This window comes from Paenibacillus sp. DP01, assembly GCF_044784315.1.
Taxonomy (GTDB): domain Bacteria; phylum Bacillota; class Bacilli; order Paenibacillales; family Paenibacillaceae; genus Paenibacillus; species Paenibacillus polymyxa.
In genome coordinates, this window is record NZ_CP173059.1 from 5,476,517 (window position 1) to 5,490,844 (window position 14,328).

Below are 14,328 nucleotides of genomic sequence, written 5' to 3' on the forward strand. Positions count from 1 at the left end.
CCCCTTATTTCACGATCTAGTTGACCCCGTCCCCAACATTATGCCCCTGTCTGTGAACTACAGCCTCACGTTTCGTATTACCCTCGCTCGGGTAATGACTAACTACAGCATGCTGAATGAAAGTTTGATTATATGAGGAGGGCTATACCATGAAGGATAACGGAATTAGCGATAAAATCAAAGGTAATGTAAATAAAGCTAAAGGTGAAATCAAGGACCAAATCGGGAACGCCACGGATAATAAGTCCCTTCAAGCTGAAGGTAAATTGGATAAAGCCAAAGGTCACCTTCAGGAAACAGCAGGAAAACTGAAGGATCACAAATAGTCCAACTTTTGATACTCTAACGCACTGTACTCCAAACAAGTCTTGCTGTCTTGTACAGCGGACTTGTTTTATTTTGTTCGGTTACTTTTGGAAAAATATTTACGCAAACAGGGCAACTTTTACAGTCGCTTTTGCGTCTAACTAATATAAGCACAACCAATAACAACCCTTCCAACCTGTTGGATTTTGTATGTATTAATGTTACTCTAGTCTATGTATCAAGCTATAATTCTTAAATAAAGGGGTAGACCAACGAATGAAATCATTGAAGTCCATGAAGAAACCTGTCATCATCACTGCCGTGTCGGCCTTGGCCATCTCCGGGGCTCTGTTCAGCCAATCTACATATGCTGCACAAGTAACTAAGCCGATCCAAGCAGTATATAACAATATTAAAATTATCTATAACGGAACCGAGGTTGCCTCGGATGCTAAAACAGAACCATTTCTGCTGGATGGCGTGACGTATATCCCGCTGAAGCTTGCAGGTACAGCTTTGGATAAAAAAGTAACATGGGATGGCACAAACAAACGCGTAGTCATTGCTGATAACGGCGTTCCTATTGATCAGTCTACGGTTACAGCACTGAACAACCAGATTACGACGCTGACTCAAGAACTGAACACAGCCAAAGCAGCGAACACGACGAAAGACGCTACCATTGCTCAGTTGCAAAAAGACAATCAGACGCTGAAAGATGAAGCGAGCAAAAATAGTTCAAGCACCTTGAAAGACCTCCAACGTAAGCTGAACGATGATCACAGAGATGACTACAACACCAACTCGGATATCACGCTGGATGGTAACAAAAACGATATTACGGTGACCATTGAAATGACGAAATCTAGATGGACTGAGCTATCCAACAGCAGAAAGGAAAGCTTCCTGGAAGACATCGTAGACGATATTTTAAAAGAGTATAAAGATGCTGATGTTGAGGGTACGGTTAAAAATTCCAGTAATAGGGACAAAATGGCGACCTTTACAACCAACAGTAGAGGCGATGTTACTTTGAAGGATGTAGCTTCTTCTCTGGATGCAAGCACGATTCAACGCGATTTGGTTAATAGATATGGAAATTACGCTGGCGTTGGCTTTGATTTCACCGTAAGAGGCGACAGTAGTGAAGCCAGCGTGGATGTATATGTAAAAACTGATGCTTGGAACAACACACTTACTAATGCGCAAAGAAACTCTCTTATAGAGAACGTTCTTTATGAGCTCAAGAATAGAAACTCGGTATCTCGAGTAGTGGGTAAAATTAAGTCCAGCGAAAACAGCAACACGATAACTTCGTTCTAAAACATACTTTTCAAAAAAGCGACAGAGGCCTTACAACCTTTGTCGCTTTTTTATGATACACAACCACCATCAATTATTGAATCAGCCTACCTACGGAAGTGATATATTTTATATAATCATTATCAGCGTCAATTGTATCGATATTCATTGTATAAACCAAATGACCGGGGCTGGTTATTTTGACTTTGTGAAATGAACCAGGTTTAGAATAAGGATCTACAGTATAAGTCCCTTTGCTATACACAATCATAGGATTGAAGTCGACTTTCTTGAAGACGGGCGATAATCCACTCTTATACGCAGCATAAATATTTAATACATCCTTCTTTTTATCCCAGTCAAAGGAAGTAAGATCAAATGCATTCGCATCAATAACTTGGGCCAAGTCTTGTCCCTTGAACCTCATAAGAACTGGACTTTCTGTAAAGCTGTCATGCCTTAGCTTCAATAAGCCACGTTTGGAATCCCATTCCATTTTTGCATCTGTATCCTTCAACAACATGGATACCGGCAAAAACATCGCGTTGCTTTTCATGATGGGAACTGTATCCATTATCACCGGTTCACCGTTAACCAATATTTCAGGTGAATCGATCGTAGCCGTTACATTGCGTCCCAAAATATCAACAGAAGCGGTTTTGCTCGCTGCATTGTAAGTTACTTTACCACCCAGTATATCCCCAGCTGCTTGGAGCGGTATAAGCAGCCTACCTTTCTTATCCACAAAGGGTGATGTAGGGTAGGTGTATAAGATATAATGATCATTGACCTTCAGGTGTATGGGAGTCTGAGATTGAGCTGAGGCCAAACTCGAATGTGCAGTAGCAAAACTTAGTGCAATCATAATACTGAATAATAACCTGATTTTCATTATGCCCTCCTAGTGATTTTGTTTAGGTTCAAAATCAAAATTACGGCTAAGGATTCCAGTTGAGTAAGCTTAATGTGGAAAAACACCTGTCAAACCACATGTTGTAAGTCCCAGCCAACAACAAAGGAAATGACAGATGCTTTCAGTATATTTTAGCTTGAGCCATCGTTTAGCTATTGTTCTTATCGGTTTGGATTTCTGATCCACACACTTGTATCAAAATGAGTAATATAATCGGTGGGCCAATCAATCGTACCGAACCACTGACTTCCATCCCAAAAAGAGTAATCCCTATAGTTATCCCATGGATAATAATAATCCGAATTGAATTTCGAGACTACCAAATCTGAAAACTCTCCACCGATAGCACTTCCATAAATATTACTACCATCAAAGTTATCTTTCGCTATTGCCGTCACTCTCTTAACAGACATAGACGAGAGGTCCGAGGAGTTAAAAGAGGTTTGCATAACGACAATTTGATTGTAGTAGGCTAACAGATAAGCGTTATAGGTACTATTATCAATATAAAATTTAACTGAATTATAACCCTCCCCATTTACCCACGAATCTGTAGAATATTTATAACCTCCATTTTTAATGTATCCTAAGTATCTTTTTTGGCCCGTTTGGAAGGAAAATCCCCCCTCAACTTTCTTCCCATTTTTCGCATCAAAACCGTAATACACCCATGGCTGTTCGTTTACTCCTAGATCCCTAACGGTTGGCAAAATCACACGTGCATTAACCCCATCAAATCCATCATAATCCAATTGAACTCTTGAAAAAGCTCCAGTCGTTCCTCCACTCACTTGCGATGGAGTGGGATTATTTTTACTTGATAAGGAAATAACATGTTTGTTGCTTGATTCACTCAAAGAACTTGTTTCTGTATAAGTAGCATCCGTTACACTATCCTCTTTTGATTCAACCTTATCCGCCATACCTACATAACCTTTTTCTGAGCTGTATACTTCTCCATCGAGCGTAAGATATATGTATTCCGATTTGTTAAGCTTCTCCAGTTTTTGTTGTAGATCACTATTACTTTTACTCTTTAGTGATGTTGACGTACTATCGGCTGTGTTCAGGAGCTCAGTAATAGATGCCTTCGGGTTGACATCAATCTGATTTTCTTGAAGTTCATGGACAATGGCTCGTTGTTTGAGATTTTCAAAAAATGCAGCATCGTACTTAGTTGCCTTAGGCTCCGCATAGGCGAGGCTTCCCGAGAAAACGGAACACATGAGGATAGTTGCTAACCCCATGCCAAAAAACTTATTTTTCCTAAACATACACAAACCTCCTAGTTATTTTTCGAAACTAGCATACTCCCACAAATATATAACGTCAACCATAATTTATAATTTTTACCTAAAAAGAGAGCGTGGTATTTTACATATCATAGTGTATAGACGGGTCAAACACACAAAAAAAGTGAGTGTGGAATAGCTCAGTCAAAAAGCCTCTTAGCTTTTTACAATTATCACCTTACAGGTATACAACGATTCTTGGATGTCGAAACCTTCCCTACAGCTATGTAATTCATAAATACATTAATTATATTTATAAATATAAAGGTATTTTAGCAATGAAAGCAGAATATATCACTGTATTCCACTTTAGAAAGGGGTAAATGTATACGATGAGAAGATTGCTTAAACGTAGAGCCAGGTCGAGCATTGCATTAACAATGACTTTATTATTGGCAATTGCAGCCGTACCATTAGGTACACTGGACGCCGCAGCAGCGGAGCCGAACCAAAACAAGAAGCAGGATGTGCCGACCTTCTCTAATGTATCGGTTCACGATCCTTCGATTGTCAAAGACGGTGACACTTATTATGTGTTTGGGTCGCATATCTCCGCAGCGAAATCCAAAGATCTCACAAACTGGACTCCTTTTGCAAACGGTTACACAACGCCTGGGAATACCCTTTACGGAGATTTGTCGAAGAATCTGGCCGGATCTTTCGCTTGGGCGGGCGAGAATGATGCGGATAGCAAGGGAGGATTCTCAGTATGGGCGCCGGATGTATTTTGGAATGAGCATTATGTCAATAAGGATGGCTCAAAAGGGGCCTATATGATTTATTATAGTGCCTCCTCCACCTATATACGTTCCGCGATCGGTATTGCCGTTGCACCCAACATTGAAGGCCCCTATCAATATGTGGATACCATTGTGAACACTGGTTTTACAAAGGAGACTGCATTCGATAAAGATAGCAAAGTGGATAAAAAGTGGACAAATACGCCGATTTCTCAACTCATTAATGAAGGCAAACTGAAGGGGCCTAGAGCAGGATGGTTTAACGCCGATGGTTCTTATGCGAATCGGGTGTTCCCGAATGCAATCGATGCAGCAGTCTTTTATGATAAAGACGGGCGCTTATGGATGACGTACGGGTCATGGTCCGGAGGAATATTTCTACTGGAGCTGGATAAAGCAACTGGCAAACCGATCTATCCAGGCCAAGATGGAACGACAGAGGATGGCCGTCTGATTGATCGCTATTTTGGCACCAAGATCGCAGGTGGATACGGTGAGTCCGGGGAAGGTCCATATATTGAATACAACTCAAAGACAGGTTACTACTATCTGTATGTAACCTATGGCGGACTTGCAGCGGACGGTGGGTATAACATGAGGTTATTCCGTTCCAAGAGTCCGGCAGGACCTTATAAGGATGCCAAAGGACAGAATGCCGTGCTTCCAGCAAACACCAAAAATGTAGCCTATGGCAACAAACTAATGGGTAACTTCTTGTTCGATAGCAAAATAGGCGATCCAGGTACAGGTGTGGGCTACGGCTATGTATCTCCTGGGCATAACTCGGTATACACCGATCCTGCTACCGGACAGATGTTTGTTGTCTTTCATACCCGATTCCCTCAGCAAGGGGAGACTCATGAGCTGCGTGTACACCAAATGTTCATGAATCAGGATGACTGGCCTGTGGTAGCTCCTTACCGTTACGGCGGCGAGACGCTTACAAAGCTGGATGAGGAACAATTCATTGGTGATTATCAATATATTAACCATGGCAGTGATTCTTCGGCGACGATCAAAAATACACAGTTCATTCAGCTGAGAGCAGACCATACGATTAAAGGCGATGTGCAAGGAACATGGCGCAAGTCGGGGGATGCGAATGTCCAACTAACACTGGATGGTGCTGTATATGATGGAGTATTCCTGAGACAATGGGACCAGGTTACAAATCAATACATCCTTGCGTTTACAGTTCTATCGAATAAAGGTGAAATGGCCTGGGGCAGTAAGCTCCCTGATATGACGGATACGACAGTCGTTGACAGTGTATATCGTGAATTAGATCTTGGCAATACGAGCCGGGTGACGGCTAATCTGACGCTTCCGAAGGAAGGCAGTCGGCAATCATCCATTACCTGGAAAACTCCAGACCCAGGCATCATTTCCGATACTGGTGAAATCAAGCGCCCCGGGATCGGAGAAAAGGCTGTATCCGCCACTTTGACAGCTACCATTACCAAAGGGGACAGCAGTCGGGACAAAGCTTTTAACATTACGGTAGCTCCTTATGAGAAGGCAACATTGACTGCTTCATACCCATTTGAAAATAATCTAAAGGATCAGAATGATGCTTTTGCCAATGGTAAGGTTATTGGTGACCGAATCGATCGTCAAGGAGGAACTGTATCCTACGCTGAAGGCGTAAGAGGCCAAGCTGTAGTCCTTGATGGAAAGTCAGGTATTGCTCTGCCTGAAGGACTCATATCCAGCTCAGCCTATTCTGTGTCACTGTGGGTGAAGCCCAGCGAATTGACTGTCCATACACCAACTTTTTTTGGAGCTATGGATAACAACCACTGGGTTAGCCTTCTGCCCAGAGGACCCGAGAAGGATAATACGATGGTCTGGTCCGGCAGCTCAACTTGGTATACTGGCAGTACGGGCCTGAAGATCAAAGCCAATGAATGGACACATCTGGCCTTCACTGTAGATCGTGGGGTATTAGAGGTGTATGTGAATGGCAAAATTCAATTTACCGGCTCAAAGTTCCCGGATGTCTTTACCTCTAAATCTGGAACATTCAGCCTAGGGGTCAATTGGTGGGACCCTGCGTTCAAAGGATCTATAGATGAGCTGAGTATATTTGAAGGCGCGCTCCCTCCTGCACAGGTGGAAGAGTTAGCCATGATGAAGTGAATTAAGACTATTTGTGAAATGTGTAAGCATTGCTAGTGTCGAAGAATGAAAAAAAGAGAGCGCTGAACAGCGCTCTCTTTTAATAAACCATATAAATATTAGTAGGCCAGTGCAAAAAGTCCTTTGATATGGGACAGGTAACGGATGTTACTGCCTTCTTTCATCAAAGTAGCTACAGCGCCTTTCAGTTGGGTGCCATTCGCGCCTACAGTACCGATCGCGTCTGTTCTTCCCAAGCTGCCCAGTGTACCGGAGAACACTGGCGTAAAGCGTTCCATTTTCGCTCCGTTGAAATAAGCGAAGATGTTGTAACCAACTAATTCACCCATTTGCCAAGCCAACTGTGCAGTTGGAGGGTATGGACGCTCGCCTTCACCTGGGAACACTACTGCGCTGTCGCCAGCGAGGAAGATGTCTTCGTGGGAAGTCGATTGCAGTGCGCCATTCACAGTTGCACGACCACGGTTTACTTCGATACCGGATGCGCCAACCAGTGCATTACCTTGTACGCCGCCTGTCCAGATCAGTGTGTTCGTTTTGATCGAACGTCCGTCTTTCAAGAGAACTTCGTCAGCTTTCATTTCTGTAATCGGAACACCTGCTACGATTTGAACGCCACGTTTTTCAAGGCTTGTTACTGCACGATCAACCAGTGGTTGAGGGAAGCCTGCCAAAATAGATGGTCCAGCCTCTACGCAATACAAGTTGATATCTTCGTAGTTGATGCCTTTTTCACGGCAAACTGCAGGCAGTTTGTCAGCATATTCGCCCACCAGCTCAACGCCAGTCAGACCGCCGCCACCGATAACAATGGTAGCGTCCGCTTTGTTACCGGATTGCTTGTAAGCATCCAGACGAGCTTCCACATGTGCACGGATGCGATTAGCTTCTGCCACTGATTTCAGTGTGAAGCTATGCTCTTGCAGCCCCGGAATACCGAAGTATGCCGTTTCACTGCCCAGGGAAATAACGAGAGCGTCATAGCTCAACGTAGCACCACTGGCCAAGGTTACTTTCTTATCGTCCGGTTTGATTTCGGAAACTGTATCCACTTTCAGGATAATATCTTTGTTGCGCAGCAGTTTTTCCAAAGGAAGCGCCACAGCTTTTTCGGCAATAGTACCTGCCGCCAAACGGTGCAGTTCCGTAATAATTTGGTGCGACGCAAAGCGGTTTACCACTGTAATGGTTGCTTGGCTAGCGTCCATATGCTGGCGTGCTGTGAGAGCGGCCAGCAATCCGCCGTATCCGCCGCCCAAGATCAAAATTTGCTTCGACATGTCCATCCTCCGTTCTCGATCAGGTAATTATTTGCTTTCGCGTTGGCGCTCATTCAGAATATCCAGGAAAGCCTGGCTGAAACGCAGCGTTTTTTGTACATTAGGATCTTTAAGCATTTTGAGCAGGCCAAACAGACCTACACTGCCGTCCGTAGTTTGTACACGGTCATTTGCTTCAATTGCAGCAGAAGCCAATCCTTTAGCCGAATCTGTAACAGGCTTCACAAACTCTCCCATGGAGTTTTTCATATCTCCGATAAAGACAGGGTCAGTTGCCAAGCTGCGGGCTACATCATAAGCATCGGTCATCAAAGTAACCATCTCAGTCAACTTTGGCAGATTCTCTACCAGTACGGTCAGCGATTGCTGAACCTCCGGTTTCATCAATTGGTCCAATACATCCCGAGACTCTTTGGTAGCTTCTTGTGTTACGGCCACCTCTTGTTGGTTTTCAGACATGCGTGAACGTCCTCCTTTACTGTGAAAATAGAAGTCCATTCCTTTCTCGTAACCTGCATCATAAACTCTAGCAATAAAACGTTCAATGAATTCGCCCTTAAACATGCAAGAAGCACAGCTTAAACCGGCCTATACCCTAAAGGGCAAGACTGATGATCGCAGATGCCAATTGTATATTGCTTGGACGTTATTCTGTTGTTGTTACTGCTGCGGAATATCTCACGAAGCGCTCCCTCGTGACTACAACAGGCCGAAACGGAACCCTATACCTCTATATTACACCTTTCACAACCCAATCGTCGAAGAAATTTTAAATTTGCACAAATTTCTGCAAATTTTTTATTGTTATTTTAGATAAAAATTAGAATAAGCACGATTTTTGTCTAAGTTTACCTTAAAAAAAGGGACATTTTATACTAGAGATGGGTAATAGAGAGGGTGAGTTTCTGTTTATTAATATGAAAACCAATACAAAACATATTCCTACGGAGGGTTGAACGATGGCTAAAACATTTGCAGATATGGTTCAAGAAGCGAGGCAGCACGTTCAGGGCATTACTTCACAGGAGGCACGTCAGCGAATTGAATCCAATCCAGATACATTCGTTATCGACGTACAGGATTCTCATGATGCAGGTGCTTGCGGCCTAATTCGCGGTAGCGCCAATATTTCACTGGGCATGCTACCCATCCGCGCTGACCTGGACGTTCCACAAGATTTGCGTGATGAACGCTTACGTGACCGCAACCGCCCAATTATCACCACTTGTGGGGCAGGCGGACAAGCTGCATTGGCAGCTTATATACTGCAACAGATGGGCTTTACCAATGTGGCCTTTATTGAAGGCGGAACAACAGCCTGGAAGGAATCTGGCTTTGAAGTAGAACTGTATTAAGGGAATGTAGCCGATTCCCCAGCAAATCGTCCTAGGTGCGTAAGGTGTCCTCAGAAGCATCGGAAGCACCAGAAGGTTCAAAATCATCCGGAATCGGCAGTGGCACGCCAGACTCGATAAATTCCTCTACATCACGGGCTGCTTTAACTTGATTGCACTCGTTGCAGGCGCATACGCAATTTACTGGCGTGGTGTGTCCACCTTTAGCCCGAGGAAGTAAATGATCAATCGTGTCGCCATAGCCACCGCAAAAAAAGCACGTATAACGGTCACGTTTAAGCACATATTGGCGGAATTCCTTGTTGCTATAAAGTCTGCGGACCGTGTACGGATTTACAATCACCGCCATGCGTTCTCTGACCAGAGTCATCGCCAAATCAAGCTCAATCTCCTGATGCCAGCGTCTCCCTTGGTCGGTTTTGCCTCTTAGTCGAATCATGCCATTGCGATTAAGCCGCAACGCACGGGTATCCGCAGGCTTCAGCCTGCTAAGCAAATGACGAACCCGTTGCCGATGGCGCTCACGCGCTTTGTCCGTGACGGGCTTCCTACGGGGGCGTTGGGAATCATTAGAAGGCTGCGCGGACGCTTCCAGACCGTACGCAGTCGTATCTGCTTCGGAGCTATGCCGTTCCACAGGAGCAGCCAAGGGCTTCGTTTCCTCATGGGAAGGAGCGGACGCAACCGCCCGTTCTTGCGGGACTAACCCCCGACAGGAACGACAAGGACCACGCCGGGAATAAGGCCCCGCCCGGCGACCGGTTCTGCGCTGAAAGTCTGTTAATGGTTTTATCTCCTGACAATACGTACATTTTTTCATCAGCGGTTCTCTCGCTTCATCCTTATTCTGCTGCGGATCTGTCACGTTCATCCCTCCTTCCCTTTCTTGTTCGAGCTTATGGTTTGCCCGAAATCCGAACTATAGCTAAGTTAGATTCATTTTACCGTTTTCACGTTTCCTTTTCTAGCCATCGAGTCGTTGTCATCACTCAAGGTATAACAAATTTTAATGATTTAGCATACGTTATATAGCGATCCATGTTCTTCATCAACATCATATTGACCATCAGACGTTTAGCCCCCCTCACTTGGTGGGTAACTTGTTATATATGAAGGAGGGACGCACATGAAAAGGAACCATACGATGATGCAATTTTTCGAGTGGAATGTCGCAGCTGACGGTTCTCACTGGAAAAAGCTTGCCCGCCTGGCACCGGAACTAAAAGCCAAAGGAATTGATGCGATATGGATTCCACCTGTCACCAAAGGCCAATCTCCTGAGGATACGGGTTACGGCGTCTATGACCTTTACGATCTGGGCGAATTTGACCAAAAGGGTGCAGTACGCACCAAATACGGAACCAGGGAAGATCTACTGGAAGCTGTCGCATCCTGCGTTCGCCACGGCGTAGCCGTCTATGTCGATCTGGTCATGAACCATAAGGCAGGTGCAGATGAAACCGAAGTATTCAAGGTCGTCGAGGTCAACCCGGATAATCGTAATGAGGTCATTTCCGAGCCCTTTGATATCGAAGGCTGGACTAAATTTACATTCCCCGGCCGGCAAGGGAAGTATTCCACATTTCAATGGAACTTCGAACATTTTAACGGAACGGATTACGATGCAAGTCAGGACCGGACAGGAATCTATCGTATTTTAGGTAAAAATAAAAACTGGAGCGATAATGTAGATGATGAATTCGGCAATTATGATTATTTAATGTTCGCCAATATTGACTATAATCATCAGGATGTGCGCAAGGAAATGATCCGCTGGGGCAAGTGGCTGGTGGATACTCTACAATGCAACGGATTCCGTCTGGATGCAATCAAGCATATTAATCATGAATTTGTACGAGAGTTTGCTACAGAAATGATTAAAAAGCGTGGGCAGGATTTTTATATGGTAGGCGAGTTTTGGAAACCGGATCTGGAATCGTGTCAAAAGTTTCTGGATACCATCGATTATAAAATCGACCTGTTTGACGTATCCCTCCACTACAAACTACATAGCGCTTCCTTGGGTGGTAAGGATTTCGATTTAAGCACCATTTTCGAGGATACGCTGGTTCATACCCATCCCCTGAACTCGGTTACTTTTGTCGATAATCATGATTCCCAGCCGCATGAAGCGCTCGAATCCTGGGTGGAGGACTGGTTTAAGCCCAGTGCCTATGCACTCATCCTACTGCGCAAAGATGGTTATCCCTGCGTATTCTACGGGGATTACTACGGTATCCAGGGACAAACGCCTGTGAAAGGCAAGCAAGCTGAGCTAGACCCGCTCCTATATGCTCGGTACCACAAAGCTTATGGTGAGCAAAAAGATTATTTTGATGATCCCCATACGATTGGATGGGTTCGTCAGGGCATTCCTGAGCTGCACGGCTCTGGATGTGCTGTGGTGATCACCAACGCAAATGACGGGGAAAAGCGCATGTTCGTGGGTAAACAACATGCAGGAGAAAAATGGACCGATTTGACTGGGCATCACGATCATGCCGTGAAGATCGAACAGGATGGCTACGGCGTATTTCCCGTTCGTGCTGGCAGTGTATCTGTATGGGCACTTCCTACCGAGGAAGACAGCCTGGAAACAGAGGATACCGCGAACGCTTGATGTATATCAACTCAAAGAGGACAGGATGCAAGGAAGCGCCCTGTCCTCTTTGTATATGGAAAATCACTCCGTCACCTTGCTTTGGTTGGCCACAGCCTGTTTTTTTGCCTCAACATGACTCGGATCCCCAAGATAGAAGCGCCGTATAGGATCGATATGCTCATCCAGCTCATACACCAGTGGGATACCTGTCGGGATGTTCAAATCCAGCAGTGCAGTTTCGTCCAAATTCTCCATGTACTTGATCAAGGCTCGTAAAGTATTACCGTGTGCGGAAATGATAACCCGGTCCTTTTTGAGAATCAACGGCACGATCCGTTGCTTCCAAAACTCACCAACCCGATGCACAGTGTCTTCTAGGCTTTCCCCGAGCGGCAGCTCCTCCGGCTTAATATGGCGATAACGCTCTTCCCGATGTGGACTCCGTTCATCCTGCTCATCCAACATGGGTGGTCGCACCGTCAAACTACGTCGCCAAATATGAACCTGCTCCTCGCCGTATTGCACGGCGGAATCCAGCTTGCTGAGCCCCTGAAGAGCACCATAGTGGCGTTCATTCAGCTTCCATGACTTCTGCACAGGTATCCACAGATGATCCAGCTCATCCAAGATATGATACAACGTGCGGATAGAACGTTTTAGCACAGAAGCAAATGCCAAATCAAACGTATACCCAGCCTCCTTGAGGATACGTCCTGCCTCGATGGCCTCATGAGTTCCCTGTTCAGTCAGATCAACATCCGTCCAGCCTGTGAACAAGTTTTGTCGGTTATACACGCTTTCTCCATGCCTCACCAGCACCACTTGATACATATACCTCACTCCTCACCTATCTATCCTCTATGTTTTACCCAACTTCTATGTATTTAACGTAAAATGCATTTTTTAAACCGCCTTTTTCATACAAAAAAGGACGACATTCAGCCGCCCTTCTCTTCTCATCCTACTTAAACCATATGCAATAGTCGCAGATCTTAGTCCCTATTGCTAAGCTTGGCTAACAGATCCAATATTCGTACATATAGCCACACTAACGTTACCAGCAATGCAAAAGCGCCATACCATTCCATATATTTGGGTGCACCTTGATCAGCTTGTTCCTCAATGAAATTAAAATCTACGAGCAGATTCAAAGCGGCAATGATGACGATAAATAAACTAATGCCAATACCCACCCAGCCCGTTTCATGGATATACGGAACATTCATACCGAAAAAATTCAAAATAAAATCAACCAACGTCACCAGAAAAATCGCCATCGTACATAGGACAACAAATGAGATAAAGCCACGTGTCACCTTGATGATTCGTTGTGTATACATAAAGAGCATCAAGAACAAGATACCCACAGTCAGCAAAATGGCATTAACTACAATTCCAGGGTACTCATACTCCATAAAAGCGGAAACGCCACCCAAAGCAAAGCCACTCAGAATCGCATATACAGGAGAAAGCAATGGAGCCGTTTTTGGAAAAAAGGATATCGCAAGTGCTACGCCTGCCATCCCAATAAAGCCTGCCGTCAGCAACGATAGCACCTCTACGGTTCCTTGGTAGGTCATATACCAGGTAATACTGCTAGAAACGATAAGTAGGACCAGCAGAAGTAACGTTTTGTTCACCGTTCCTCCGATGGTCATACGTTGTTCGCTAGCTTCTCTTTCATCTTCACGTAAAAAGATGTCATCACGTAAAACCGGATTGCTAAAGCTCATACAGGGTACTCCTTTTCGATGTGTTATTTACGATGTCATATGTATATATCGGCACAACCTGAAAAAAGTTTCAGAAAATTTCAAACAATAAAAAAACTCTAACCTTGCCTTTCGGCAAAGCTAGAGTTAGAGGGTCAAGTCGTTACAGATTAAAAATCAGCGGTAGCAATTTGGATAGTACCTGTTACTGCTCCAACTGGAGTCGCCTGAAGAGCAGCTACCAGCAGCAAAGCAACTTCTAACGTAAGGCTGTTGCCCGCAGGGATTACATAAGTGATCACAGGAGCATTGACACGGGTAACCACAAGATCAACCGGATTGGCACCTGTATTATTCACAGTAATCGTAGCATTATTACCGCCTCTCAGATTTTCAAAGAAGGACTTACCCACACCAGCAGCAAGATTGTAGAATTGCGAAGGTAAAAGGATCGCCATAGTCTTCACCTCCCTTGCGTTTGATAATGTATTCTATGCTCCCAATCTATCAACGTAACGTTAAGTGTCTCAGTAATAAGACACAATTTAAAAGACTTATAGATTAACGTACTCTCTATATATTAAAAGGAGTTGCCCTCTCAGATCCTTTGCAGAATCTGCGGACAACCTGTCATTTTGAAAGGTTAAACCATTTTTTTCATATTATAAGCCTAATCATGATAAAATA

13 protein-coding genes are annotated in these 14,328 nt (G+C 44.5%); 5 read left to right on the forward strand and 8 right to left on the reverse strand.

The features are described 5' to 3' along the window. Window positions 1-149 precede the first annotated feature (149 nt). Window positions 150-326 (forward strand): CsbD family protein, encoded by a 177-nt coding sequence (locus tag ACH59B_RS24170; RefSeq protein WP_013373642.1) that lies wholly within the window; start codon window positions 150-152, stop codon window positions 324-326. A gap of 256 nt (window positions 327-582) precedes the next feature. Further along, window positions 583-1,629 (forward strand): stalk domain-containing protein, encoded by a 1,047-nt coding sequence (locus ACH59B_RS24175; protein WP_031462444.1) that lies wholly within the window; start codon window positions 583-585, stop codon window positions 1,627-1,629. Between the two features lie 73 nt (window positions 1,630-1,702). Here the strand turns inward: ACH59B_RS24175 and ACH59B_RS24180 are convergent, their stop codons facing one another. Then, window positions 1,703-2,500 carry a copper amine oxidase N-terminal domain-containing protein gene (locus ACH59B_RS24180; RefSeq protein ID WP_031462445.1) on the reverse strand — a complete coding sequence of 266 codons (798 nt, stop codon included), beginning with the start codon at window positions 2,498-2,500 and terminating at the stop codon, window positions 1,703-1,705. A gap of 182 nt (window positions 2,501-2,682) precedes the next feature. After that, on the reverse strand, window positions 2,683-3,795 hold the full coding sequence (locus tag ACH59B_RS24185; RefSeq protein WP_031462446.1) for a hypothetical protein: 1,113 nt from the start codon (window positions 3,793-3,795) through the stop codon (window positions 2,683-2,685). A 350-nt stretch (window positions 3,796-4,145) separates the two neighbouring features. On the opposite strand from ACH59B_RS24185, the gene ACH59B_RS24190 reads away from it, so the two are divergent. Beyond that, window positions 4,146-6,692: a LamG-like jellyroll fold domain-containing protein gene (locus tag ACH59B_RS24190; RefSeq protein ID WP_404302880.1), complete on the forward strand. Its 2,547-nt coding sequence runs from the start codon at window positions 4,146-4,148 to the stop codon at window positions 6,690-6,692. A 98-nt stretch (window positions 6,693-6,790) separates the two neighbouring features. Here ACH59B_RS24190 and ACH59B_RS24195 read toward each other — a convergent pair whose 3' ends face one another. Together ACH59B_RS24195 and ACH59B_RS24200 are read right to left on the reverse strand one after the other, a co-directional pair. Next, window positions 6,791-7,972 (reverse strand): NAD(P)/FAD-dependent oxidoreductase, encoded by a 1,182-nt coding sequence (locus tag ACH59B_RS24195; protein WP_013373647.1) that lies wholly within the window; start codon window positions 7,970-7,972, stop codon window positions 6,791-6,793. 27 nt (window positions 7,973-7,999) lie between these two features. Next, the gene (locus ACH59B_RS24200; protein WP_017426146.1) at window positions 8,000-8,431 is read right to left on the reverse strand and encodes a DUF1641 domain-containing protein; all 432 of its coding nucleotides are present in this window, start codon (window positions 8,429-8,431) and stop codon (window positions 8,000-8,002) included. Between the two features lie 500 nt (window positions 8,432-8,931). On the opposite strand from ACH59B_RS24200, the gene ACH59B_RS24205 reads away from it, so the two are divergent. Next, window positions 8,932-9,327 carry a rhodanese-like domain-containing protein gene (locus tag ACH59B_RS24205; RefSeq protein ID WP_017426145.1) on the forward strand — a complete coding sequence of 132 codons (396 nt, stop codon included), beginning with the start codon at window positions 8,932-8,934 and terminating at the stop codon, window positions 9,325-9,327. A gap of 31 nt (window positions 9,328-9,358) precedes the next feature. Here the strand turns inward: ACH59B_RS24205 and ACH59B_RS24210 are convergent, their stop codons facing one another. Beyond that, a complete protein-coding gene (locus ACH59B_RS24210; protein WP_263560930.1) occupies window positions 9,359-10,192 on the reverse strand; it encodes an HNH endonuclease in 834 nt (277 codons plus the stop codon). Between the two features lie 261 nt (window positions 10,193-10,453). Between ACH59B_RS24210 and ACH59B_RS24215 the strand changes: the two genes are divergently transcribed. Next, window positions 10,454-11,947 (forward strand): alpha-amylase, encoded by a 1,494-nt coding sequence (locus ACH59B_RS24215; protein WP_017426143.1) that lies wholly within the window; start codon window positions 10,454-10,456, stop codon window positions 11,945-11,947. A 63-nt stretch (window positions 11,948-12,010) separates the two neighbouring features. Here ACH59B_RS24215 and gpmA read toward each other — a convergent pair whose 3' ends face one another. From gpmA to ACH59B_RS24230, 3 genes are all read right to left on the reverse strand, one after another. After that, entirely contained in the window at window positions 12,011-12,760 is a 750-nt protein-coding gene (gene gpmA, locus ACH59B_RS24220; protein WP_016822688.1) for a 2,3-diphosphoglycerate-dependent phosphoglycerate mutase, read from the reverse strand. A gap of 161 nt (window positions 12,761-12,921) precedes the next feature. Continuing rightward, complete coding sequence (locus ACH59B_RS24225) at window positions 12,922-13,662, reverse strand: Bax inhibitor-1/YccA family protein (protein ID WP_019688938.1); 741 nt, start codon at window positions 13,660-13,662, stop codon at window positions 12,922-12,924. Window positions 13,663-13,811: 149 nt separating this feature from the next. Continuing rightward, window positions 13,812-14,099 (reverse strand): hypothetical protein, encoded by a 288-nt coding sequence (locus ACH59B_RS24230; RefSeq protein ID WP_013312533.1) that lies wholly within the window; start codon window positions 14,097-14,099, stop codon window positions 13,812-13,814. Between the last annotated feature and the right edge of the window lie 229 nt (window positions 14,100-14,328).